Raw genomic sequence first — 23,105 nt, 5'->3', positions numbered from 1 at the left:
AAGACCGTCGCCGTAGTCAGCTTATACGGAACGTGCTCCGTCTTGCTGTCCGTGTCCGGGCTGATTGTGATGATGGTGCGTGCTGTGCTGTTATCAGGGCCGCCGGTCGCCGGCGGTTCCCTGTGTTCCGCCCCATGATCCCGTGCTGTCACTGTTGCCATCGGCTTCCTGTGCGGCAATCCGTGCGAATGTTTTCAGGCGTGACGCTATACGGCGGTTTATGCTGCCCGGTGTCCATTGGCCGGTCGTGCTGTCCTGTTCCCCGGCAGGGAGTCCGGTAAGAAGGGCAATGCCGTCATCGACATGTGTGATTGGCCACACATGGAACATCTGCCGGCGGCAGGCATCGACAACATCTTCACGCAGCATCAGGTTGATAACGTTGGTTTGCGGGATGACCACGCCCTGTCGTCCGGTCAGGCCACGGGCCTCGCAGAGGTCAAAGAAGCCCTCGATTTTTTCGTTGATGCCGCCAACGGCCTGAACAGCGCCGAACTGGTCAACCGATCCGGTTACGGCTTTACCCTGGTCAACGGGCGTATCGGCCAGAGCGGACAAAAGCGCATACAGTTCCGTGGAGGAAGCGGAATCGCCGTCGATCATGCCATAGGATTGCTCAAAGGTAATGCTGGCCGAGAACAGGATCGGCCCGTCATTCCCGAATCGGCTGCGCAGGAATGAGGACAGGATCAGCACGCCCTTGGAGTGGGTTGGTCCCCCCAGGTCAACTTCCCGTTCGATATCATCAAAATCACCGCGCCCCACCCGAACCCTGGCTGTGATACGTGATGGCTTGCCGAATTCTTCCGTTCCGATGCCGATGATAGCAAGGCCGTTGACTTGCCCGACTGCCGATCCATCGGTCTGGATGGTAATGGTGTTGCGGGTAATATCTTCCTGCATGGCAACAGGAATACGGTCTGATCGCCGTCGCTGGGCTTGTATGGCTTTTCTGACGTGTTTGGCCTGTACGGTTTTGCATGTCTCTTGCCCGGCAACCCATGCCGCCTCACGCAGCAAGTCGGTCAGCGCCCCCATGCTGGCGGTCAGCTTCCCGGCATCTTCTGCCAGACGGCTTCCATGCTCGATGATGCAGGCTACTGCTTCGGCTTCCAGGGGAGGAAGATTTTTGCGTTGCCCTATTTCGGCCAGAAGGAGGGACATGGCGCGTATGGTTCGTGGTTCGCGGGGGAAGACGGTATCAAAGTCGGCCACAACCTTGAACAGCTCACGAAAATCAGGATCGCTTTCTGCCAGCAGGTAATAAAGGGCCGGTTCTCCCAGAAGGACCACCTTCAGGTTCAGGGGAATGGGTTCGGGTTCCATGCTCTGCGTTGACATGATGCCCCACGATGTTCCGGGGGCTTCGATCCGGATTTCCCGGTTGCGCAGGGATCGTTTCAGGTCTTCCCAGGCAAAGGGATTGGCCATCAGCTTCCGTGCTTCCATGACCAGGAAACCACCGTTGGCCCGGTGCAGGGCGCCGGGGCGCAGCAGGTGGAAATCGGTGCTCAGGGTTCCCAGATGTTGGCGGTATTCAATACGGCCCACCAGGCCGGGCTGTGTCGGGTGATCCTCGATGATCAGCGGAGCTCCGGTGGCATCCCCGTGGTCAATCAGGACGTTGACATGATAGCGCCGGAAACGGAGATCATCACCGGCCTTGCGGATCATGGTGGGTACGTTCTCGTCATCATCCTCGTCACCGTCCGGGAGGAACAGAACGCTGTTCTCCAGAATATCGGCCCGCACGGCATCAAGATATTCCATGGCCTCATGGCAGTCATCGCCGGAAAACGCGTCCCGGATGGAAGCCATCTCACGGTCCAGGACAGATCCGGTCAGTTCGTGGTCCAGGATGCGGCCCTGCTCGCGTTTTTCGCGTTCCCACTGTGGTATCCGTCGTACGGTTTCTTCCAGGGCATCCTGCAGGCGACTGATTGTTTCCTTCAGGGCTTTTTGTTCATCTTCGGGCAGATGGCTGAAGTCATCCGGCCCCAGTGCCTCGCCGTTTCGCTCTGGTGCCAGGGTCAGGCCCATCGGTGTGCGAACCAGGGCAATGCCATCGGCCTCTGCGGCCCGGCGGTGTTCGTCCAAGGCTGTTTCACGGCGCTGGCGGAAATCCTCTTCGATGTTGCGCTGGCGGCTGTGATAGTCCTCGGTTTCAAAGGCCGCGGGAAGGGCGTGACGGAGTTCCTCTACAAGGGCTGCCATGGCTTTTGAAAATGCCCTAGCCCGACCCGCTGGCAGGCCCAGTGCCTTTGGCCGGTAACTGTCCTCAAAATTATACACATAACACCAGTCCCGTGCGGGTGGCCTTGACGCTGCGGCTTCTCCTACAAATCGCCGGATCAGGCTGGCTTTTCCTGTACCTTCCGGCCCCATGCAGAACAAATTATAGCCTAGGGCAGACATGCTGATTGCAAAGTGTACTGCCTCAACGGCACGCGATTGGCCAACAGGGTGGAGGGTTTCTTCATGGCTGGGGGGAAGATCGGATGAAATCGCAAAGGGGATTTCCGCCGAGTGTACTGTACGGCGCAGTGTCTCTGGATCAAGAGATATGACGGGGGTCCTGGCAGGCGGCATCATGGCATCCCTTGAGAGGAGCAGGCAGACGGATCAGGGTGTTGACTTGACCCGTCCCATGTCATCGTTGAACAATCCAGGACAGAAACCGGCTGTGCAAACGGTGACATAGTGGACCAAGTTTCCGGGATCTTTGCCGGTTGTGCATCAGTATTCCGGTCCGGGACGACGGCAGAGAAATATAAGGCTGTGCTTTTTTGTTCCTGTACGGACAGGCAGATCCTTGTAGCATGCCGTGGTTCGTGTGTTTCTTGGGCTATTGCCATTTTGCCCGGGTGATGCCGGCTTTGGCATGGCAGGCGAAGAGAGGGAAGAAAAATGGTCGTTCCCCTGACAACGAGCCGCAGGGCTGAGCTTGCGCAGCAGCTTCCGCTGTGGTGTATGGTGCCCGGTCGCGATGCCCTGTTCCGCAGTCTTGTGTTTTCCGACTTTAGTCAGGCTTTTGGTTTCATGAGCCGGGTTGCTCTGGCTGCCGAGGCGATCAACCATCATCCTGAGTGGTTCAATGTCTGGAACCGTGTCGAGATAACCCTGTCCACCCACGATGCCGGTGGGTTGAGCGAGCGTGATGTCGATCTTGCTCTCCGGATTGACCAGCTGGCGTTTGAATCCGGGGTTCGTTCCGGTGTCTGAACATGTTTCAATGTGGGCGTGCCTTGCGCAGGAGATCCATGGCTGCATTGAGCTGGCTCATCCGGCTATGACTTCCGTACGGGTTGTCCGGGTGGTGGACCGTGGCCAGCATACGGAAGCGCAGCCTGATCATGCGGGCGTCAGGGTCGGAGTAAGGCGGGAACCCCAGAACGTGCAGGGCCTCGGCCCGTGATGTGATGCCCCCGGGAATAGGGTCGAAGGCGAGGACGCTGACCGTTGCACGAAGCTGCTCCAGCTCGTCGTGAAGTTCGCGCATTTCAGCATCGTAATCGCGCGACGCCTCGTTATGCAGGATGCTGATGGATGGCGCCGGTTCGGGAGGTGGAAAGGGAGGAGGTGGTGGCGGAGCTTCCTCTTCCGCCGGTCCCAGTTTCAGCTGTAAAACCCCATAGTCCAGAGCAAGTGCCAGATTGAGGGCCTTGCGTATGAAAGGAATCTCCAGCCCCGATGGAAGGCGAACCTGTAAACGTGGCTTGCGTCGCCAAGGGCGGCCTTCGGCCCGTCCGGACTTCAGCACCACCGTTTCACGGTCATCCCGGACAGGTTCTCCTGGGTCTGCAAAGGATTCAATAACGTGTTCAGGAACGACCAGCATGACGGACCGGGCTACGTCGGCGGCATTGACGCGTCGTCTGTGGGCCAAGGCAAGAATGGAATCCCGGAAGTCCGATGGGCAGGACAGGGTGTAGGATTGCTTGATCTCGGGCATGGGTTAATCCTGGTGCGCTCGGATGGCCCCGCCGGGCCGCATACATGGGAATAGCAAGGAGGCAATGGTCAGGGTCAGCAACCAAAGAAATTTTTATCATGCTCTATGCAATCTGCCCTTGTAGTCAAGGTCGCGCAAGAAATGTGTTGAACCGTGCGGCCATGTGTAGCCGACAGGTCAACAATGCCGGTCGCAAGGTGGATTGGGTGCTTGTTCTTGGTGATGGTTCGGGTGTACCGCTCGACAGAGCGTGCTTATCCTGGATTCGGCGCGGGCAATCCCTGTCACCGTCACTACATATGAATTCAGGGGTATGTTTCCGGAACTGGCAGGAGGAAGATGGTGCCGCAGAAGGGACTTGAACCCCCGACCCACGCATTACGAATGCGTTGCTCTACCAGCTGAGCTACTGCGGCATACGCTCCATGCTTCCTGTTTCGGGGCGGATGGGCTATCCCATACATCCCAGGATGCGGGATTTTGACCCGAAGCATAGCCAAGGCGCGCACAATAGTGCCGCCATTCCGGTTTTGCAAGGGGCTGGTTGTGGAGATTTTCCGAAAGGACGCGCTGTGGCTGCCCGTTATATCATGTTGGACCGCGATGGAACGTTGAATGTTGACGTTCATTACCTGTCCGATCCGGATGATCTTTGTCTGGAACAGCACGCTGTGGCCGGATTGAAGGCTCTTGCCGGGGCTGGTTTCCGCTTTGTTGTGCTGACCAACCAGTCCGGCATTGCCCGCGGGTTACTTACCCCGGCCCTATTGTCCGATATCCATGCCCGTCTTGATGCAATCCTGGCCCCAGATAGTATTGTTATTGATGGGTATTTCTTCTGCCCCCACGGCCCGTCAGATGGATGTGCGTGCCGGAAGCCCATGCCCGGTCTGGCGCTGGAGGCTTCCCGCACGTTGGGATTTGATCCATCTGCGTCATGGATGATCGGCGACAAGGCTGCTGACATTGGCCTTGGTCAGGCTGTTGGAGCCGGAACAGTTCTGGTCCGTACCGGTAAGGGAACTGTGACGGAGGCGGAACAATCCTGTCGGCCCGACCTGGTGGCAGATCATTTGCTTGACGCAGCCCGCCTGATTCTGGCCCGCGAGTCGTCATGATCCCCGGGTTGTGTCAGGATGCTCCCTCCAGGGCACGGAGAGTACGGGTGTTGCCGCTTTCCCGGGCCATGTCGAGGGCATCGCGACCGGTGTAGTCTGTCATGCTTGTGTCCACCCCCCTTTGCAGAAGAAGCTCGACAACGGGGGCGTTCCCACGGCGTGCTGCCCGCATCAAGGCACTCATCCCCTGGCGATTTTGCAAGTCAGGGTTGGCACCGGCATCAAGCAATTTCTTGGCAAGGGTCAGGTTGCCTTGGTCTGCGGCCCACATCAGGGCTGTGTTGCCAAAGGAGTCGGTCGCATTGATCCGGGCCTTGTGCTTGAGGAGAAGGTCGACCGCAGCGTCCAGATCCCGACGCGTTGCCAGTACGATCAGGGGCTCTCTGTTGCGGCTGAGGGTATCCGGGCTGGTTCCTCCAAGAAACATCCGCTTCATCTCGGGCCAGTTTCTGGACACCATGACGCCGATAATCGGCGCTTCCAGTGGCAGGTCTATGTCAGCCACCTGAAGTGGGAGAGCGCTCTCGTTCCGTAAAGATCCAGGAAATTCATGCCCTTGTGGCCCCCATGCTCCCGGATCAGGTGGCAGGCCCTGTGGTGGCCAGGAGGGCGTGTAGCCAGAGAGGGGGCGTGTGTCATCTGTCCGGCTCTCTTTTTTCAGTTGTTCACGATACTCCCGTTCCTGTTCGACGTATTCCTGATACTCTTTCCGGAGTTCCTGTAATCGCCGTTCTTCCTTTTCCCGGATCGTTCTTTCAAACATGCTTTCGTTGGTTATGCCGGGGCTGGGAATATGGTTTTCTGTCTCCGGGAGGCCAAGCCGCAGCGTGTTGCTCCCTGGCTCGGTCGTCCGGAACCAGCGGTCTTGTTCCTGTCGCTCGTGCCATTTTTGAATCGCTTTCTCGCTTGCCGACCGTTCGGCGTGGACAGGCATCTGTAGCAGGCAGAGCATCAGGGCCGCAGTAAGCGCAACGTTTATTCCGGTCATGACAGGACGACGAAACATGTTTCGGGTACTCTCCACAGAAGTGGTTCTTGCAGGCTTCGGGCATGCCTCCTGTACGAGGTTTTGTCAAGGAATGTGGCAATTCCTTGGGGGTTGATGCCGGATACAGGCTGTGCGACACAACACCCTGCGCTGCTGTGATGATGGCAGCAAGCCGGGGCTGGAGGTGGTTGTGAGCGGACCTGATATCCTGTCTGTCCTGTATGGTGGGGTTGCGCATTGTTCGGCCGTGATTTCCGGTCATGCCGGCCTTATGGGCGGGTTGTTCATGGCGGGGTTGGGGGGCGGCCTGACCCATTGTATCGGCATGTGCGGGCCTTTTGTCTTGTCGCAGGTTGCCTCAAGTCTTGAGCGGATCCCTGCATCACAGATGCGCGAGTGGCACCGTCTGACCGGTGCGGCGCTGTTGCCCTATCATCTGGGGCGGGCGACGACCTACACAGCGTTGGGTGCTGCTGGCTCCGGTTTGGCTGGCTACGTGGTCCCGGCTTCTGTTCCGGGTTGGGTATCTGCTGTTCTTCTGATGGTGGCGGGCTTTTTGTTCCTTGGTCAGGCATTGCCCCGGATGCGTGTATCCTTGATGCCGGCTTCTGCGGGCTCCTTGGTCACAGGGCCTTTGTCCGGTGTTCTGGATGATCTGTTTACATCGCCACAAGGGTGGCGGGGCTATGCCTTGGGGGTTGTTCTTGGATTTATGCCATGTGGCTTGCTGTATGCGGCTTTGGCTGCGGCATTGTCTACAGCAGATCCTGTGGCAGGTGCTGCCGGCATGTTTCTGTTTGCCATGGGAACGGTTCCGGGTCTTTTTGTGACGGGCTTGGCCGGATATTGCGCGGGCATGCGCTGGAAGCAGCTTGTACGGATCTGGGCTCCTGTATTGATGATCCTGAATGCTGTTGTACTGTTCTGGCTGGCCTTTCGTGCTCTTTCCGGCGAGGGTACTCAGCTTCCTTTTTAAGGTTGGTATTGTGTGTGTTGTGGGAAGTGGGCGATGCGTATGTTGAAGGGTGTTCGTTATACGGCTGTTGTCCTGATTGCTGTTGTATTGGCTTTGGTCGGCAGATTTGCGCTTTTACAGCCAGAGACTTCTCCACCATCCCCCGGCGGGCCTTTTACCTTGGTTGACGGACAGGGGAAGGCTGTAACGGATCAGGATTTCCGGGGCCGGTGGATGCTGGTGTATTTCGGCTATACCTATTGTCCTGATGTATGCCCGACAGGACTGCAGACTATAAGCCAGGCGTTGCGGCTTTTGCCGTCTGCAAAGGCTGAAAAGGTCCAGCCCCTGTTTATCAGCGTTGATCCACAGCGCGACACGCCCGAGGCGGTGGGGGCCTATGTTCAGGCATTCGATCCGTCCATGATTGGGCTGACAGGAACGGAAGAGCAGGTTGCTGCTGCTGCCAAGGCCTATCGGGTTTATTATCGGAAAGCCTCGGAATCCGGTCGGGCTGCGGATGATTATCTGGTTGATCACTCGGCCATGACTTGGCTTATGGGGCCGGATGGGCGCTATGTGACATGGTTCGCACACGGTCTGTCTGCAGAGGAGATGGCAGCCGGCCTTGCCCGTCTTCTCTGACAGGACAAGGCATGCCCTGTGATGTGTCTGTACGGACGAGAGGCCTATAATCCCGGTTCCCGCCCTTCTTTCCCTCCGGGCGGGTGTCTGTTGTTGTGGGACGGGCCTTGCTGAACCGGCCATGCCGGGCTGAATGTGCTGCATACAGCCATTTTTTTGTTTTACCCTCTTGTTCCGGTGCTTTTGTATGCTTGCATCCGGGGTCCAAGTGGCCAACATTGGGTGGTCCACGCAGTTTTACCGGGCGGCCTGCGGGTCAGGCGTTGTGTCCGGGATTGTACTGCAGGATCGTGTCCCGCCTGAATTTGGGTTCCATTTATTCAGGGACGGGGCAGGGTTGCCGGCTTCGACAGAGGGTGTTTGCAACATGCCACTCTACCAGATTCATGAAATGCAGCATGCCGCCCTGGCTCCGATGCGTATGGTGGCGCAAGCCGTGCATGTGCTGTTCTCCAACCCTCTCTTGCCCTTTTCCTATACCCATGCTGCAAAATCCCTGGTCGCCGGGGCGGATCTTTTTGAACGGATGACCCGCCAGTACCTGAAGCCGGAATTTGGCCTGCTGACAACGCATACCGACTGTGCCGGCACGGTGGCTGTGCACGAGGAAGTCGTCATGCGGCTGCCGTTCTGCGACTTGCTGCATTTTGCCCGCGACTGTGCACGGAAGGACGATCCCAAGGTCCTGATTATCGCGCCGATGTCCGGTCACTATGCCACCTTGCTGCGTGGCACGGTGGAAGCCATGCTGCCTGATCACGATATTTACATCACGGACTGGATCAATGCCCGTGATATCCCCTTGTCCGAGGGACCGTTCACCTTAAGTGACTATGTCAGTTATCTGCGTCGCTTTCTGGCCTATCTTGGGCCCGGGGTTCATACCATGGGAGTTTGTCAGCCCAGTGTACCCATGCTGGCAGCTGTGTCGTTGATGGCCGAGGATAATGATCCCAACCGTCCGCTATCGATGGTAATGATGGGTGGCCCTATCGATACACGCTGCAACCCGACAGAAGTGAACACGTTTGCATTAACCCGCGAGATCAGTTGGTTCGAGACAAAGGTTGTTCATGCCGTTCCTGCTGGTTATCCCGGCCGGGGCCGCTTGGTGTATCCGGGCTTCCTCCAGCTTTCGGGCTTTTTGTCCATGAATCTGGAGCGTCACGCGGACGCCCATGCGACCTATTTTGGTCACTTGATCCGTGGTGACGGGGATTCTGCGGAAAAGCATCGCGAGTTTTATGATGAATACCTGTCCGTTATGGATCTGCCGGCAGAGTTTTATCTGGAGACTATCCGCGAGGTTTTCCAGAAGCATTCCTTGCCACAGGGGCAGATGATCATTGCCGGACGTCCGGTCCGGCCCGAGGCGATTACCGATGTGGCGCTGATGACTGTTGAGGGCGAGAAGGACGACATCACCGGCGCCGGCCAGACCAAGGCCGCCCACGATCTGTGCTGTAATGTTCCGGAACGCTTGCACCTTCATCATTATGCTCTCAAAGTGGGGCATTATGGTATTTTCAACGGGCGCCGCTGGCGCGAGGAAATTTTGCCCCATGTCCGAGAGTTCTTCCGTTTCGCAGAGAAAGAGCAGACACATCGCCGTGTCCTGTGATGCGGTATCCCCTGTTGTTGGGTCCGAGCCATTCTGGAAGAGCAAGTCACTGGAGGAGATGACCCGCGAAGAGTGGGAATCCCTGTGTGACGGTTGCGGTAAATGTTGCCTGCACAAGCTGCAGGATGAGGATGATGCTGACGGAACGCCAGGGGCTATTCATAACACCAACGTGGCGTGCCACCTTCTGGATCCGGGTTCGTGCCGGTGTTCAAACTACGAGCGACGCTTTGACTTTGTGCCGGATTGCGTTCAGCTGTTTCCCCAGTTCATCAGCCGTCATACCTGGTTGCCACGCTCCTGTGCCTATCGCCTGATACACGAAGGGAAGGATCTCTCCTGGTGGCATCCGCTGGTATCGGGGGATCCCAACAGCGTGCACGAAGCCGGCGTCAGCGTTCGGGGTCGTGTGGTGTCGGAGCGGCGGGCGGGTCCCTTGGAGCATCATATCGTTGACTGGCCGGATCTGTAGGGCATGGGGCATGTGTCTCTGAAGGGGCGTGCTTCGGCCCTGCAATGTCCGGAGGCTTTTGTTGAGGTGGACGGAGACAGGCTGGCCGTTCGCTTCCGCCCTTTGGTTCGGGCGGTCAATCTGACCCTGCGTCTAGAGCAGGATCATTCCACTGTTGTGGTAACACATCCCCCGCAGATCTCCCGTCGCCAGCTTATGGGCTTTGTTTCGGATCATGTGGGCTGGATCCGGCAGAGATTGCGCTGTGTTTCCCCCTCTATCCCCTTTACGGATGGGCAGGTAATCCCGGTGCTGGGAATTCCCCGGACCCTGTGTATACGCCCTGAAGGACGGCGGAGTGTTATTCTGGAGGAAGGACGGATTATTGTGACTGGCCCTGTTGTATCGCCCGCCAACCGCCTTCGGGACTGGTTGCGCCAGTATGCCCTTCGGGAGGTTCGGTCACGTGCCTGTGTCATGGCCGAGCGTGTGGGCCAGCGTGTCCGGTCAGTTACGGTGCGTGATACCCGTACGCGCTGGGGGAGTTGCTCGGTTACGGGGGATCTGTCTTTTTCATGGCGCCTGATCCTGGCACCAGAAAAGGTGCTGACCTACGTTGTTGCGCACGAGGTTGCGCATCTGGTGGAAATGAATCATTCCCGGCAGTTCTGGTTCGTGGTTGATAGCCTGGTCGGCTCCTGCCGTGACGAACGTGACTGGCTGCGCCGCAACGGCTCCAGCCTTCTCAGGTATGGACCGTGCCATAGTGGCCCTGTCTGATTGAGTGTGTGTATTGGTGCTGGAGAGATACCCCAGATTCTGTTGATTATTTCTGTCCTATGGCCCCGGATATACTAGAAGAGTCTGGGGTTGAGCCAGCTTTGAACTCCGTCCAGAAAGAACACATCGCCAAACTCGGTTCTGACTGTAGAGGACGCCCGATAGGCGCGCGTACAAAACCAGCCTTCGTTGATTAATGTCCGGTAGATCGTGTCTTCAATGTTATGACCGTGCGTACCGATGTGGATGCGTCGAACCCTGGAATTCAGCAATGACACAGACCCGGTAATGATTTCGGCTTCCACGCCTTGTACGTCCATATCCAGGAGGTCGATAGTACCCACACCGTCTACGGCTTCTTCCAAGGTAATGGCCGTCATTTGAACCTCTTTTCCCTCTGGCCAGTTCCCGAATCTTGATCCAGAAGGTATGATAGATTGTCCATACCGCTCTTGGGGGGTGGCCAATCACGAATGATACCTTTCCTCCTGTTCCATTTACGGGAGATTCAATCAGTCGATGAGAAGTAGGGTCAAGACCGTTATCAGAGAAATGGAGTTTCATCCATTCAAAGTGTGTTGGTTCTGCCTCGACAGTGACCAGTTTCACCTTGAGATCAGGTCTTCTTGTTCGCGCTGCGCATGCTGCTGCGACGGACCACTTTCCGAAACCGGCACCTAGTTCTACAACGACCAACTCATCGATTGCATCCTCAACGGCTTCGAGCACATCAATCCACTCGAAATAATCCTCATCAATACTAGGAAATCCACCATGAAATAAGACCTGACCAGTTTTTTGTTTGTATGAATGGTCCTTAAAATATCTGCGCATCATACTCCCGGAAAAAAATCGATAATAGTTTATGTCAACGAGACCAGGCCACGTTTTGTAATGTCTGAATATAGGGTGATGTGTAGCTATTGTAGATATATTATAATTTTTGATCTCATATTCACATAATTCGTCTGCATCCATGGCAGTATTAACATTTCTATGTGATAATTTACTTCATTTACGATTAATTCATTTATTTATAATCGTCAATCTTAAACATGTTCTTATCTATGCGTTTAATAATACTAATATTTATGAATAAATTTTGTTGTAATTGATGTTTTTAGGCGACATGTATGCTCTTTGGTCAAAAGAGTACAAGCTAAGGAAGGTTGGCAATCCAGCCTCGTTGTCGCAGGTGATATCGTGTCCATGTATCGCGGAGTGCAAGGATAGCTCGATACATGTGGGAGCGTGGCAGCCAGCGTGCTTCCAAACCTGCCATCGCAGCCATGCGTACATCGGAATGTATGTTGTCGCCTGTGTGCAGGATTGCTGAGGATGGTACGCCAAGATGCTCTGTCAGCCAATGAAACAGCTTTCCACTACGTTTTGTTGCTGCTCTGTCGGAGCTGACAGCTAGAGGAAGTGATGCAAGCTCCGGAATCTGTTGCTTAAGTATGGCGCGCAGAGCTGTTTCCGGTAGATACATATCTGAAGTCAGAATAACAGGTTTATGGGCCACAATGTCGGTGCAGAGTGTGATCAGTTCGCGGTTTGACTTTACAGCACTGTATTCCCACTCTATCTCGGCTTGGGTCAGAATATGGTCTGCTTCAGGTGGAAGATTGCACTGCTGTCGCAGGGAGCAGATCATTTCTGCATGTGTCACTTCGGCGCTCTTTCCATGTTTGACCCGTTCAAAGGCGTCTTTCTGGATTTTCAGCCGGGCCCTGTACAGAGCTTCTGCCTTGATTGCAAAGCTGATGGACAATGCTTTTGCTTGAGCGGCGGCAATATCGCCAAGACGTGAAAGTTCAGGCTGACAGCGGCGCAACAGAAGCGTGTCGAACAGATCGAAAGACACGGCCCGTACGGAGTCCGAGAGTGCATCGCGGCGCAGGTCTTTGAGGGATGTTGCCTTGTATTCCGCCATTACAGGATGTCACTGCGCTGGAAGAACCATGTTGCGGCCAAGGTCATGTCATCCTTGACCATAAGGTCCAGTGTCAGAGCGGAAACCCCGACCGGGGCCGGAGCAAGAAGCCTCCATCCCGGCAGTTCAGGTGGCGGTATGGTCTGGTCCAGTCGTACATTTTGAACGATAACCAATATACCGCCGGGAGTTACCAATCGGGCTGACTCTGTGTTGTTGGTGATGACCAAGTCAAAGGTCTCTTGGTCTGGGCATGTATCCAACCCGTTGATGCGGTCTGGGACGTAAATGTTGTCGCTGTCTCTCGCATGACCGAGAAGACTGACCTGTTTCATATGGCGGCTCAGGATATCCGGTAAATGGGGTATTGGGTTTGTGATCAATGCCTTCTTGTTTTGGTCTGCGACACCAGTGTGGCGGGCCGTGGCAACAATATGGACTGCGCTGAATATCTCCTGGGTACGGCGGAACAGGTTGGCGGCACAGGTGCCTGACAGATAACGACGATTCAGGTCAAGCCAGGTGTGATCCTCCCAGTCTTCGGCTCCTGCCAGTCGGCTGGGAGCTTCCAGGGGGCCAGGACGCTTGGTCAGCAGAGGGATGGCAAGGCGTGGTATCAAACGGGTTGAAGGACGCAGATCTGTGACCCGGTTGCGTGCGGCGCACAGGGTGTCTTCCCGATAGCGTCTGGTCAGTGGCGGAAAGGAGAGAGCAGCCAGAACAGCTTCTCCGGCGCGGCCAGCAAGGTCTTCTTGCCAAACTGTTGGTGATCCCTCCAGGATTCCTTCAATCACGCTGGACAGTCGTACCGCTTCTGTGACGGGGACAGGTTGCGCACGCTGCATATGGAGCTGTAGCCAAGCCGCAAGGTCGTGGGGGGCTAACCGCAGGGGAAGTTGACCAGAGGGCAGTACGGTCCCGTGTCGGACACGTCCACTGAAAGGGCTGCGGGCACTATTGATGCAAGCATTGACCATGGTTTCGAAGCGGTTGTGAATGGCATTGATGGTAATGACCATACGTGGGCTTAGGCCCTTGGATATACGATTCTGTTCGATATCCACCATTCTCAGGAATGTATCGTGCACAGGGGCCAGTGCATCAAGGTCGGTTTCGTTCCATCCTGCCGGATGACGTTCTTGTGTTTCTTCCGTCCGTCCAAATTCGAAGACAAGGATATTGGCTGTTTCCAAGGCTGTGTTGTTGTTTGTGTCAAATGAACCTTGGAACGCCATATCGTTCCAGGCTGTTTGTGCCAGCTCAAGCATGTCTGTGCGGGTACCAAACCAGGCCAGATGACAGTCGCGGGGCAGGTGTACCAGCAGGTCCACCAGAAAAGGCAGGGCATGGTGGGGATTGTAGCCCGCCATGTCAGGGCAATCGGGCCTGTAGGTTGAAAAGGTAGGGGTGCGTTCTGGCGGTGGCAGGACATTGGTCAGCAAACCAGACACAGTAAACGTTCTGTGCCTTAGCCGTATTTCTTCCAGTTCTGTGTTTGCCAGTCCCCAGCTGTCAGCTTGGTGAGGGAGCTTGGCCTCTGTAATATCCCGATAGAAACTCCAGTAGTCGTTTTCTGCATGGTTATGCTCATGCAGGATCCCTCCACCCCGGGTATGGTCACAGTGAAAGCCGAGCAGACGTGTTTCCAGGCTTTGTGGGGGACCCAAGTGTATGAGCAACCGTTTCGCAAGGTTTGAATCAACGATCCAGCCATTGAGCATGCGTTCATCAAAGCCGTGGATGGTTTCCAGTGCTGTACGTGGGATCAGCTGGAAATCGCCGTGGTTGTCAAAGCGGGCGGGTGGGCTGCCTTCGACCACATGATGCAGGTGAAGGCGTGCACCTTTTTCTGCCAGAAAAGCAATGGTGCCAGCCGGGTTGCTGCGATCACATTCTTCCCATATTGCCTGTGGTAAATCAAAGCGTGGCAGATGGTGACAGGCTTTCGGGAGCGTTGCCACGATCTCGGACAGGGGGCACATATCCGGGCGTGGTACCAGCACCATGTCCGTGTTTGTGGACAGAACCCATGGATTGGCCGGATTGGCTCGGCGCAAGGCTGTATTGCGGGCCACAGGCTCGCATACATTCATGTGGGTCCGATCCCGGATGGGGTCATGATGATGTGGGCGTACCCTCAGGATCCGCAGGTACCTTTTCGCTGCTGTCGTCAGGGTATCTGCAATCGCCTCTGGGAACGTGGGAAGGGTATCGGGGGTATTGTAGTCAACGAACAGGATTTCATCATCTGTTCCGGCCATGAGTTCAGCCATGCAGTTCAGGCTGATTGCGGCTCGTTTGTGAAGGTTGTGGCCATGAGAGTCATTGCGGCCATAAAGAATCAGGGACAGCATTGGTTCTCTGGTCCAGGTGCAGGGGTCGCAAGGGCTTTGGCTTCATACAGCAGCAGTTCGTCTTTCCAGCCTGCCTGACGGGCTGCACCAGCCGGCCATGGCATGGCGTTACGATCCAGCTTCCATGGATTGCCGGTGGCAGTGGGTGCCAGTGGCCGTGTGCTGGCGTCCAGGGTTTCTTCATAAACCCATGGTGCCAGGATGCTGGTTTCTTCAAAGGTTGGTAAACAAAGGAAGCGAGCCAGCTTCAGTCGTGCCGCTGCTGCATGGGTTTCCAAGAATGTTTTTACTTGTGTCAGCAAAGCTGCTTGTAGCTGCTTGACGGCTTCTGTCTGTTCCAATGGCAACAGGGACGGGAGACGTACCGGTAATCCGTCGACAGTATAATCGATCAGTGGGCCATCGGCATTCGTGCATAGGGTCTCGAGTGGCTCTGGTGCCCGGGTGAACAGGTGGGTAAACCACTCCGGCTTTCCCAGATGAGCCAAATACGAACGCACCGCCCCACCGCGCTGGATAGTCCAGCTGGCACCGGGTGTTGTTACAAGATACAGCCCCAGTGTGGTGATATCTTTTTTTTCATGTTGCAGAATTTTCTGCAGGGCATTCTGGATATTCGTGGCATAGCCCAGGTCTGCAAGGATAATCTGCCTGTTGTCCAAGGCCCCGATACGTTCAAGATAGGCAAGAAAACGGGTGCGCAGACCCGATGTGGCGGTTAGCAGCGCTGTTGCTGGGCCAGGCTCCTGGAGCCAAGAAAGGAATGCTGCAAGTTCAGGAGAATTGGCGACCAGTCGTGTGTCTGCAGGGAGCGGAGGGTGTGGAAGTTCCAGTTCTGTCATGGCTTCCGTGACCGTCATGGGACATCTGCGGGCACGTATCAGAATATTCAACAGACCTTCTTCATCCTCGGCAGAGAGAACAGCGGCTTTCAGACACAGGCGACGGTTCAGGCTGATATCATGAACTGCAGGTACACCCAGAGCCTGAACCAAGCGCCCGATCAGTTGTCCTTCGCGTAATACGCAGAACAGTGGTTGGGCCGGATCATGCTGCGAAGCAATCCAATGCGCAAAAGAGCACAGGACAGGTCCAACCGCATCCAGAAGAATATGGTTCCATTGGACTCCGGGACATGGATGCCATTTCTCTCCGATGCTTTTTGCCAGCGCTTGCTCCAGAATCAGGGGGGTCGGAAGCCACAATGTGTTATCCATCAGCAATACGCGGGATGTCTTTTTTTTGCAGGTACCGTCATTTGGTCATGGATCCACCGATAGGTTGTTTCAAGTCCATCGCGGAGCGGCGTACACGGCGCCCAGCCCAGTAGCTCCCTGATCTTTGTATTGTCCGAGTTGCGCCCGCGAACGCCCTTGGGTGCGTTCAGGTTATAACGGCGCTTCAGTTTGATGCCGGCAATATCCTCCGCAATATCGACAAGCGTATTGATGGTTACAAGTTGGTCAGATCCAAGATTAAGTGGATCATATACAGGGCTTGAGGTGATCAGGTCCATGCCGTGCAGGCAGTCATCTATGTACATGAAGCTGCGTGTCTGTTCGCCATCACCCCAAATCTCGATTTCATGGTGCCCGCTCAATTTTGCCTCGATAACCTTGCGGCAGATGGCGGCCGGTGCTTTCTCCCGGCCGCCATCGTAGGTACCGTGTGGTCCATAAACATTATGGAAGCGGGCTACCTGTGTGGGGATCTGGTAATCCTCCCGGAAGTGGCGGCACATCCGTTCCGAGAACAGTTTCTCCCATCCATAACCATCTTCTGGCATTGCAGGATAGGCATCGTCTTCACGAAGGGGAACAACGGCTGCTTGTTTCTGTTTCTCAGCATTGTAGACGCAGGCTGACGATGCGTAGAAGTAACCCTTGAGATCCTGGTTGCGGGCAGCCATCAGGAGATGTGTATTTATCAGAACCGAGACCATGCAATCGGCGCGGTGATTTTCGATGAACCCCATCCCGCCCATGTCGCAAGCCATATTGAATATCCTGTTGGTTCCCGCAACAGCGTGTTGAGCTGCGTCACTGTTGCGCAGGTCCAGTTGCAGGTTCTCCGCTTCCGGAACCAGTTGGTACCATGTTTCTTTTGGCTTGATGTCTACGACCCTGACGTGGCGCACTCCGGCTTCAACCAGTTTCTTGGTCAGAAAGCCGCCAATGAAACCACCGCCACCAGCCACAAGAACAGAATCTGCTGTCGTTACACATTTCACGCTCTGGTCCCCCCTGTCGTCAGGCTGTGACAATGGCTTCATCATGCTGCAGCATTGATTTGCTGTGTCGGCCGGGTATTTCCATGTGAGCGATTCTGGCTATGGCATGTGGCATGATTCTCCATGGGTCGATAATGGTTACGGGTCGTCCGGTGCGTTGAAAAGGTTCAGGAGAGAGGGCACCGTATTCTTGCCAGGGTGTCATCACCACGACTGTCTGGGCGGCTATGACAGCCTCGGCTACAGATGTGACAATTCTTGCATCCTGACCCAGAACAGCCTGTGCTGTTGACCCGGCACTGGGATCGTGACAGAGAACCTTGAAACCTGTTTTAGCCAGTCTTTGTGCCAGCTTGATCCCGTGGCTTTCTTCCACAACACTGGTATCAGGTTTATAGGACAGGCCAAGGACTGCCACAGCGTCACCCTTTCTTGTGCAGGTTACGACCTTCTCAGCCATGCGGTCCAATTGCATCTGGTTTATGGTTTCTGTTGCTTCAGCCAGAAGTGGGCTGGCGCCCAAGGTGCGTGCCATGGAAGAGAATGCAATATTGTCGCGCGGGAAGCAGGGGCCTCCATATCCGGTTGCACCCTGCAGGTATTTGCCACCAATTCTGCTATCAAGACCCACGGCTGAGGTCAGGACTTTTACATCGGCTCCTGGCAGGCGATCGCAGATATCTGAAAGCATATTGGCATAAGAAATCTTTGTTGTGACAAATGTATTGATTGTGATCTTGGTGAGTTCTGCATTGACCAGATTCATACGCTGTACTGGAGGATGGTTGGCGCAGGCGGAGAGAATAAGCTCGGAGACAATTTCGCCGGCGCGGGGGTCTGATTCTCCAACCAGCACCATGTCGGGGTGCATGAGGTCGTGGATAACCCGGCCCAGGGCAATGAACTCCGGGCTGTAGCACAGCCCGATATCAACACCAACGCGCCGCCCCGAAGTCGCTTCGAGGGCAGATCGGATTTCACCGTCACATGAGCCGGGCATGACTGTACTGGTGATACATACAACATGATAGGAAGACTTGGTTTCTATATGGCGACCAAGTTCGGCGATGGCCTGTAGTACATGCGTGTTGGTGAAAGCACCGCGTGCATCGCTGGGAGTAGGAACAATAATGCATGTAACATCTGATTTCAGCGCTGCTGTCCTGAAGCAAGTTGTTGCCGACAGACAGCCCTGCGCTTGGTTGATCATGTCCTGAAGTTGCGGCTCATCAACTGGTGCTATACCTTGGTTAATCGATTGCACAGTGCAGGGATTGAGATCAGCGCCAATGACATGGTGGCCTTTGGCAGCAAGAACAGCGGCCAAGGGCGCCCCCAGCTTTCCAAGGCCAATGACGGAAACGTTCATGTTTGTTTGCCCCTGTGTATTTTATTTACCCCACGTAGACTGACGTGCAGTCGCAGTTCATGTCTTGATCAGGTCTGTCTTTGTAGATGGCCCCATTTTCTAGTTTCGTTCATGCCAGTAAACATTCAATGTTTGTCTTGTGGTAGTCCCGCTGCGGGGAAGGACCCAATTCATTGTTTCATAGAGGCTAAATCTGTTCTGCATTTGGTGCAATGCCATATTGTTCTATATCAAAAACAAATGTATTTTGCAGTAGCCTTGTGTGCATGTGATGAAAGCTTATTTCATGTGAGAAGATCATAAATTAATGTTAATTTATTTTATTGTTTTGTCGGATCTGTGCAAAAATGACCTGATATACATGTTGATTGCATGGATTATTTTGTATAGCGTTGCGATCTGTGTTGTTCTTATGGACCCGTCATGATTGCCGATATAGAAAATATACGCACCTATTGGAATCTTCGTCCTTGCAACATTCGCCATTCACGCCTTCCTGTTGGTACTGTTGCCTATTTTGATGAGGTTGAGAGGCGTAAATATTTTGTTGAACCCCATATCCCCAGCTTTGCAGATTTCTCGCGCTGGAACGGGAAGAAAGTTCTAGAGATCGGCTGTGGTATAGGGACTGAAGCTGTAAACTTTGCCCGAGCCGGGGCAGATTATACCGGGCTTGATTTATCGGAAGTCAGTCTGGATATTGCGCGCACCCGGTTCCGGGTTTTTGGCCTGAATGGACAACTGATACAGTGTAATGCTGAATATCTACTGGATGCTGTTGGGCCTGATTCTTTTGACTTGGTCTATTCGTTCGGAGTGCTCCACCATATACCCTGTCCGGAAAGAGTGGTTGACGGCATTCGCAAGGTTATTCGGGCTGACGGCGAGTTGCGAGTCATGTTGTATGCCCGGAATTCTTGGAAATCGATCATGATTGACGAGGGATTTGACCAACCGGAAGCCCAGAGTGGCTGTCCTTTGGCCAGAACCTATACCCCGGAAAGTGCTGCGGCTCTTCTGCAGGGGTTCAGGATGACTTCCATGCAGCAGGATCATATCTTTCCATATGTGCCAGAAAAATACGTTCACCATGAGTATGAGAAACAGCCTTGGTTTGCCGCTATGCCGGATGAGGTGTTCCGGGCCTTGGAGCGTCGACTGGGCTGGCATCTGTTGATCAAGGCAATGCCTGTGTGATTCTCTTGCTTGGTTTGGTACGCATGGATTAGGGGGGGCCTGTGATATCGATCGTTGTCTATGGCCGCAATGACTCTCATGGCTATAGCTTGCACAAGCGGGCTGCTATCAGTCTTAATTGCCTGGCAGAGATGCTGGGTGATCCGGATGATGAGATCATTTTTGTTGATTATAATACGCCGGATGATCTACCGACTTTTCCTGAGGCCATAAGGGACACGCTTACGCCCACAGTGTGGGAAAAAATGCGTATTATACGGGTCAGGTCTCGTCACCATGAACATATTCGGCTCAAGACGCATTTGGTAGCAATAGAGCCTATAGCCCGCAATGTCGGTGTGCGTCGCTCTAATCATCAAAACTCTTGGATCTTGTCTACAAATACGGACATGGTTTTTATTCCACGTGAGCCTTTTTCTACATTCTCTGATGCCTTCTCCAGTCTTGAACGTGGCTACTACTGTTTGCCCAGATTTGAGGTTCCTGACACTCTATGGGAGTGCTTTGATCGCTTCAAACCGAGGCAGGTTATCAAGGGGCTGAATCAGCTTGGTCTTGATTTGCATCTGAAAGAAGTTGTTCGTTGCCCTTATCCTGTGCAATTTGATGCACCGGGGGATTTCCAGCTGGTTACCAGGGGGGACTTCTTTTCTGTTGGTGGCTTTAATGAACAGATGCTTCATGGTTGGCATGTAGACTCAAACTTTGCAAAGCGCATGCAGATTCACTTTGGTGACGTTCATGATGCTACTGATTTTTTAAGTGGTTTCCATCTCGGCCATACTCGTGTTGTTGGGACCATTCACAGCGGTCATCAGCGTCCTGAGAACGATCTTCGACGTTTCTTTGATAATGTTACTGTTGCCGATGTACCAGAATGTTCTGAAACGTGGGGACTTAACGGCATTGAGCTTGAGGAATTCTGTCTTTCTTCCGTACGGAGTACTGTGTTTGTTGATGGATTGAAGGCCGTTCTTCCCAGAATGTCTGTGCATCGTTTTGAAAGTCGTTATGAGCTTGATACTTATGATAGTCTGGATTACCCAGTTGAGCATACGGTTCCCCATTTGCTTGATCTTCTGATTAATCTTGCCCCACACGATATTATCGGCTGGTTTGGTACCGGTGATTCCTTACTCCAGTTGTTCGGTGATGCCATGGTAGCTTCTGGAGGCGCATCCAACCCTGTGTGGGTAGCGGAAAGTGTGGCCCATCTCATTAATACACAAAAAGGAAAGAATATTAAGATTGTTGCCGATAGTCAGGTGCTACGGCATGCGGATGTCTTTGTCTTTGAGTTCGGGGTGTGTTCACGGGGAGAAGACGGGTATAGGCAGCGCAAGTGGTCGACTGCCGACATGAACGCCGTTGCGCCGGTACGTCGTGGGTTTTTGCGGCTGGTTGACATCGAGGCGGAAGCTCATGCTTCTGGGCAGCCCTTGCGAAGGATCATCGCTGTCAACGCCATGCACAACCACTTCGAGGGGTTGGTTCATAGTCATCTCTCTGTTAATCGTACGCCCTTCAGTACCCGTGTCCGACAGGGATACGTTATTGTTCCGGAACGCGATGCAGATGAAAGGTGCGATCCCCGGGAGTTAGGGCAGTGGTTGAGGACGGCTATGGGGCGGCTTCAGCCCGTGCCTATCACGGAAGCTGTACGTTTATCTACAATACTGTATGAGATGGTAGAAAGTCCTGTGGTTGTGCCAAGGTCTTGGAGAGAGGCATTGCGGGTGGCCGATGGTCTTTTAACCTTGTCCATGCATCCAAAGCTAGCCCAGGATATTGACGAGCAGAAACTTTCAGTCCTGCGGCGACGTATTGAAGCTGGTCGTTATTCGGCTCATCTGCGCCGACGGGTGAGTGTACCCGTTCTGGATGCGGCATCGGATCCTGAACAGTATCCCTCGCGTCTTTCTGCTATTGAGGATTGGGAGAATCCTGATTTCTTGCGCTTTGCAAGGTATTATTTTACCGGGGCCTTTGCTGCAAATATTCTTCGGAGATCTCGCGGGATTTGGTTCCGTTGTCATGTTCTTGCTGTTCTGGAACGTTTGGGATGGGGTGATGGGGGGCAGCGTGCATTGGTCATTGTCGGGCAGCATCCGGATGCTATTCATCATTTTTTGAGTAACCACTACCACCGTGTCGATGTTGTTTTGGATGCTCCACATGACTTTCCTCATGTTGAGAAAGTGTGGTGTGAGCCTTCCCGAATTCACGTCCTGCCTGCTCTTCCGGGGCGCGATATTCCATATGGAGTTGCTGTTGCCCTTGTTAGAGATCGCTTCCGTAGCGAAGCTGACTTGAGTGATGTTTTTAACTATCTTGCCGTTCTTTCTGAATTGGTTGACGTGGGTGGTATCATTGCGATTGTTTGTCATATGGATCTGGGAGTGTCAGACAATCATGACTGTTTTCATCTCAGTCTAGTGGCAGATAAAGGATTTGCGCAGGCCTGCAAGGCTTGTCTTGGTCTGGAACTGCTGCCCGCAGCACCGGCGGGGATTAGTGTTTCAACATTAGACAGATATGCGGCAGAGCCTGAAGATTTGTCTGCGCCTCACTTTGTTTACGAAGATGAAGGCAGGTTGGTTGCCAGCGCTGTTTGGTTCTTTGTCAGGCGTGATGTTGTCAGTGATGATGGGGTGTCGAAATTGGTTAGCATCGCCCGACATATAAATGCAAGCTTAAGGGAGGGATGGCATAACGAACGAATTATGGATAGCTCAGTGGCCGTTCCCTGATGTTTACATTTATGCCTAGGGTCGAGACTCACTCATATCCAGAATGCGACGAGGGTTGCGAGTGCGACGGCGGAGAGGAAGTTTCTTGCGAGCTTGTCGTAGCGTGTGGCGACCCTTCGAAAGTCCTTCAAGCGGCAGAAGGCGTTTTCGATGAGATGGCGGCTTTGATAGCGCAGCTTGTCATATCTGATGTCCTGCTTGCGGTTCGAGCGACCGGGAATGACAGGCACGATTGCAGATTGGCGCAGATGCTTTCGCAACTTGTTGGCATCATAGCCCTTATCAGCGAGCAGGTATCTTGCTCCCTTCAGTCCGGCCAGCAAAAGTGGCGCGACCGTGTTGTCTGCGACATTGCCGCCGGTCAGCATGAAGACGAAGGGACGACCGATGATGTCCGTAAGGGCATGGATTTTGGTGGTTTGGCCACCCCGCGACGATCCGACAGCCTGATTTTTCACCCCCCTTTTCCCCCGTGAGTGGATCGATGCGCCTTGACGTAAGTGCTGTCGATGGATGTGCTTTTGGTCACCGCACCGGACGTTGCAAGCGCTTCGATCAGATGCGGCCGGAGAAGCGCAAACCGGTGCATTGCCTGGCTGCACTGTTCTTCAGAGAAGTCTGTGAGATTGTCCGTAAGAGTCCGTTTGAGAATGGCTCAATGTGAGATTCTGCGTAGGAGCAGGCTGCCCATCGGGACGTGGATCATGGCTTCGGAGACGTCAATGCGCGCCTCGTAGTTGCGCACGAGCCGACGCCAGCGCG

At 54.3% G+C, this 23,105-nt stretch carries 18 protein-coding genes, 1 tRNA gene and 2 pseudogenes; 9 read left to right on the top strand and 12 right to left on the bottom strand.

Annotated elements, in window-relative coordinates; genetic code table 11:
- Positions 1-93: 93 nt before the first annotated feature.
- Positions 94-2,592: a Lon protease family protein gene (locus tag HEQ72_RS07940; RefSeq protein ID WP_168023067.1), complete on the bottom strand. Its 2,499-nt coding sequence runs from the start codon at positions 2,590-2,592 to the stop codon at positions 94-96.
- Between the two features lie 315 nt (positions 2,593-2,907).
- Between HEQ72_RS07940 and HEQ72_RS07935 the strand changes: the two genes are divergently transcribed.
- Positions 2,908-3,222, top strand: a complete 315-nt coding sequence (locus HEQ72_RS07935; RefSeq protein WP_168023066.1) for a 4a-hydroxytetrahydrobiopterin dehydratase — start codon at positions 2,908-2,910, stop codon at positions 3,220-3,222.
- A gap of 7 nt (positions 3,223-3,229) precedes the next feature.
- On the opposite strand, the gene HEQ72_RS07930 is transcribed toward HEQ72_RS07935, so the two are convergent.
- Both HEQ72_RS07930 and HEQ72_RS07925 read right to left on the bottom strand, forming a co-directional pair.
- Positions 3,230-3,952 (bottom strand): J domain-containing protein, encoded by a 723-nt coding sequence (locus HEQ72_RS07930; RefSeq protein ID WP_168020851.1) that lies wholly within the window; start codon positions 3,950-3,952, stop codon positions 3,230-3,232.
- Positions 3,953-4,292: 340 nt separating this feature from the next.
- Positions 4,293-4,368: transfer RNA gene (locus HEQ72_RS07925), tRNA-Thr, on the bottom strand.
- A gap of 156 nt (positions 4,369-4,524) precedes the next feature.
- On the opposite strand from HEQ72_RS07925, the gene HEQ72_RS07920 reads away from it, so the two are divergent.
- A complete protein-coding gene (locus HEQ72_RS07920) occupies positions 4,525-5,070 on the top strand; it encodes an HAD family hydrolase (RefSeq protein ID WP_322099502.1) in 546 nt (181 codons plus the stop codon).
- Positions 5,071-5,083: 13 nt separating this feature from the next.
- On the opposite strand, the gene HEQ72_RS07915 is transcribed toward HEQ72_RS07920, so the two are convergent.
- On the bottom strand, positions 5,084-6,076 hold the full coding sequence (locus HEQ72_RS07915) for an ankyrin repeat domain-containing protein (RefSeq protein ID WP_168023065.1): 993 nt from the start codon (positions 6,074-6,076) through the stop codon (positions 5,084-5,086).
- A 112-nt stretch (positions 6,077-6,188) separates the two neighbouring features.
- Here HEQ72_RS07915 and HEQ72_RS07910 point away from each other — a divergent pair, with 112 nt between their 5' ends.
- The 5 genes from HEQ72_RS07910 to HEQ72_RS07890 all read left to right on the top strand — a co-directional run bounded on the left by HEQ72_RS07910 (position 6,189) and on the right by HEQ72_RS07890 (position 10,510).
- A complete protein-coding gene (locus HEQ72_RS07910) occupies positions 6,189-7,034 on the top strand; it encodes a sulfite exporter TauE/SafE family protein (protein WP_322099501.1) in 846 nt (281 codons plus the stop codon).
- 33 nt (positions 7,035-7,067) lie between these two features.
- A complete protein-coding gene (locus HEQ72_RS07905) occupies positions 7,068-7,658 on the top strand; it encodes an SCO family protein (RefSeq protein WP_245184258.1) in 591 nt (196 codons plus the stop codon).
- A 367-nt stretch (positions 7,659-8,025) separates the two neighbouring features.
- Complete coding sequence (locus tag HEQ72_RS07900) at positions 8,026-9,279, top strand: polyhydroxyalkanoate depolymerase (protein ID WP_168020874.1); 1,254 nt, start codon at positions 8,026-8,028, stop codon at positions 9,277-9,279.
- Positions 9,269-9,751 (top strand): YcgN family cysteine cluster protein, encoded by a 483-nt coding sequence (locus HEQ72_RS07895; protein WP_322099235.1) that lies wholly within the window; start codon positions 9,269-9,271, stop codon positions 9,749-9,751. The genes HEQ72_RS07900 and HEQ72_RS07895 overlap by 11 nt, the downstream gene beginning before the upstream one ends.
- Before the next feature lie 3 nt (positions 9,752-9,754).
- On the top strand, positions 9,755-10,510 hold the full coding sequence (locus HEQ72_RS07890; RefSeq protein WP_168023064.1) for a M48 family metallopeptidase: 756 nt from the start codon (positions 9,755-9,757) through the stop codon (positions 10,508-10,510).
- A gap of 74 nt (positions 10,511-10,584) precedes the next feature.
- On the opposite strand, the gene HEQ72_RS07885 is transcribed toward HEQ72_RS07890, so the two are convergent.
- The 6 genes from HEQ72_RS07885 to HEQ72_RS07860 all read right to left on the bottom strand — a co-directional run bounded on the left by HEQ72_RS07885 (position 10,585) and on the right by HEQ72_RS07860 (position 18,396).
- Positions 10,585-10,977, bottom strand: coding sequence for an FkbM family methyltransferase (locus tag HEQ72_RS07885; RefSeq protein WP_168023063.1), 393 nt, complete (start codon positions 10,975-10,977; stop codon positions 10,585-10,587).
- A gap of 692 nt (positions 10,978-11,669) precedes the next feature.
- On the bottom strand, positions 11,670-12,443 hold the full coding sequence (locus HEQ72_RS07880; protein ID WP_168023062.1) for a hypothetical protein: 774 nt from the start codon (positions 12,441-12,443) through the stop codon (positions 11,670-11,672).
- On the bottom strand, positions 12,443-14,797 hold the full coding sequence (locus HEQ72_RS07875; RefSeq protein WP_168023061.1) for a hypothetical protein: 2,355 nt from the start codon (positions 14,795-14,797) through the stop codon (positions 12,443-12,445). Before HEQ72_RS07875 ends, HEQ72_RS07880 begins: the two co-directional genes overlap by 1 nt.
- Entirely contained in the window at positions 14,785-16,014 is a 1,230-nt protein-coding gene (locus tag HEQ72_RS07870; RefSeq protein WP_168023060.1) for a hypothetical protein, read from the bottom strand. The genes HEQ72_RS07875 and HEQ72_RS07870 overlap by 13 nt, the downstream gene beginning before the upstream one ends.
- Complete coding sequence (locus HEQ72_RS07865) at positions 16,014-17,027, bottom strand: NAD-dependent epimerase/dehydratase family protein (RefSeq protein ID WP_322099500.1); 1,014 nt, start codon at positions 17,025-17,027, stop codon at positions 16,014-16,016. The genes HEQ72_RS07870 and HEQ72_RS07865 overlap by 1 nt, the downstream gene beginning before the upstream one ends.
- 19 nt (positions 17,028-17,046) lie before the next feature.
- Positions 17,047-18,396, bottom strand: a complete 1,350-nt coding sequence (locus HEQ72_RS07860) for a UDP-glucose dehydrogenase family protein (protein WP_168023059.1) — start codon at positions 18,394-18,396, stop codon at positions 17,047-17,049.
- 423 nt (positions 18,397-18,819) lie between these two features.
- On the opposite strand from HEQ72_RS07860, the gene HEQ72_RS07855 reads away from it, so the two are divergent.
- Both HEQ72_RS07855 and HEQ72_RS07850 read left to right on the top strand, forming a co-directional pair.
- Entirely contained in the window at positions 18,820-19,593 is a 774-nt protein-coding gene (locus HEQ72_RS07855) for a class I SAM-dependent methyltransferase (protein ID WP_168021403.1), read from the top strand.
- A 41-nt stretch (positions 19,594-19,634) separates the two neighbouring features.
- Entirely contained in the window at positions 19,635-22,343 is a 2,709-nt protein-coding gene (locus HEQ72_RS07850; protein WP_168023058.1) for a hypothetical protein, read from the top strand.
- A gap of 32 nt (positions 22,344-22,375) precedes the next feature.
- Here HEQ72_RS07850 and HEQ72_RS07845 read toward each other — a convergent pair.
- A pseudogene (locus HEQ72_RS07845) lies at positions 22,376-22,902 on the bottom strand (IS5 family transposase); the annotation flags it as partial.
- 96 nt (positions 22,903-22,998) lie between these two features.
- Positions 22,999-23,105: pseudogene (locus HEQ72_RS07840) on the bottom strand (IS5/IS1182 family transposase); the annotation flags it as partial.

Source organism: Haematospirillum sp. 15-248 (genome assembly GCF_012102665.1).
Classification (GTDB): Bacteria; Pseudomonadota; Alphaproteobacteria; order Rhodospirillales; family Rhodospirillaceae; genus Haematospirillum.
Note: the sequence above shows the minus strand (reverse complement) of the source record. Positions and strands in the feature narration are given on the sequence as shown.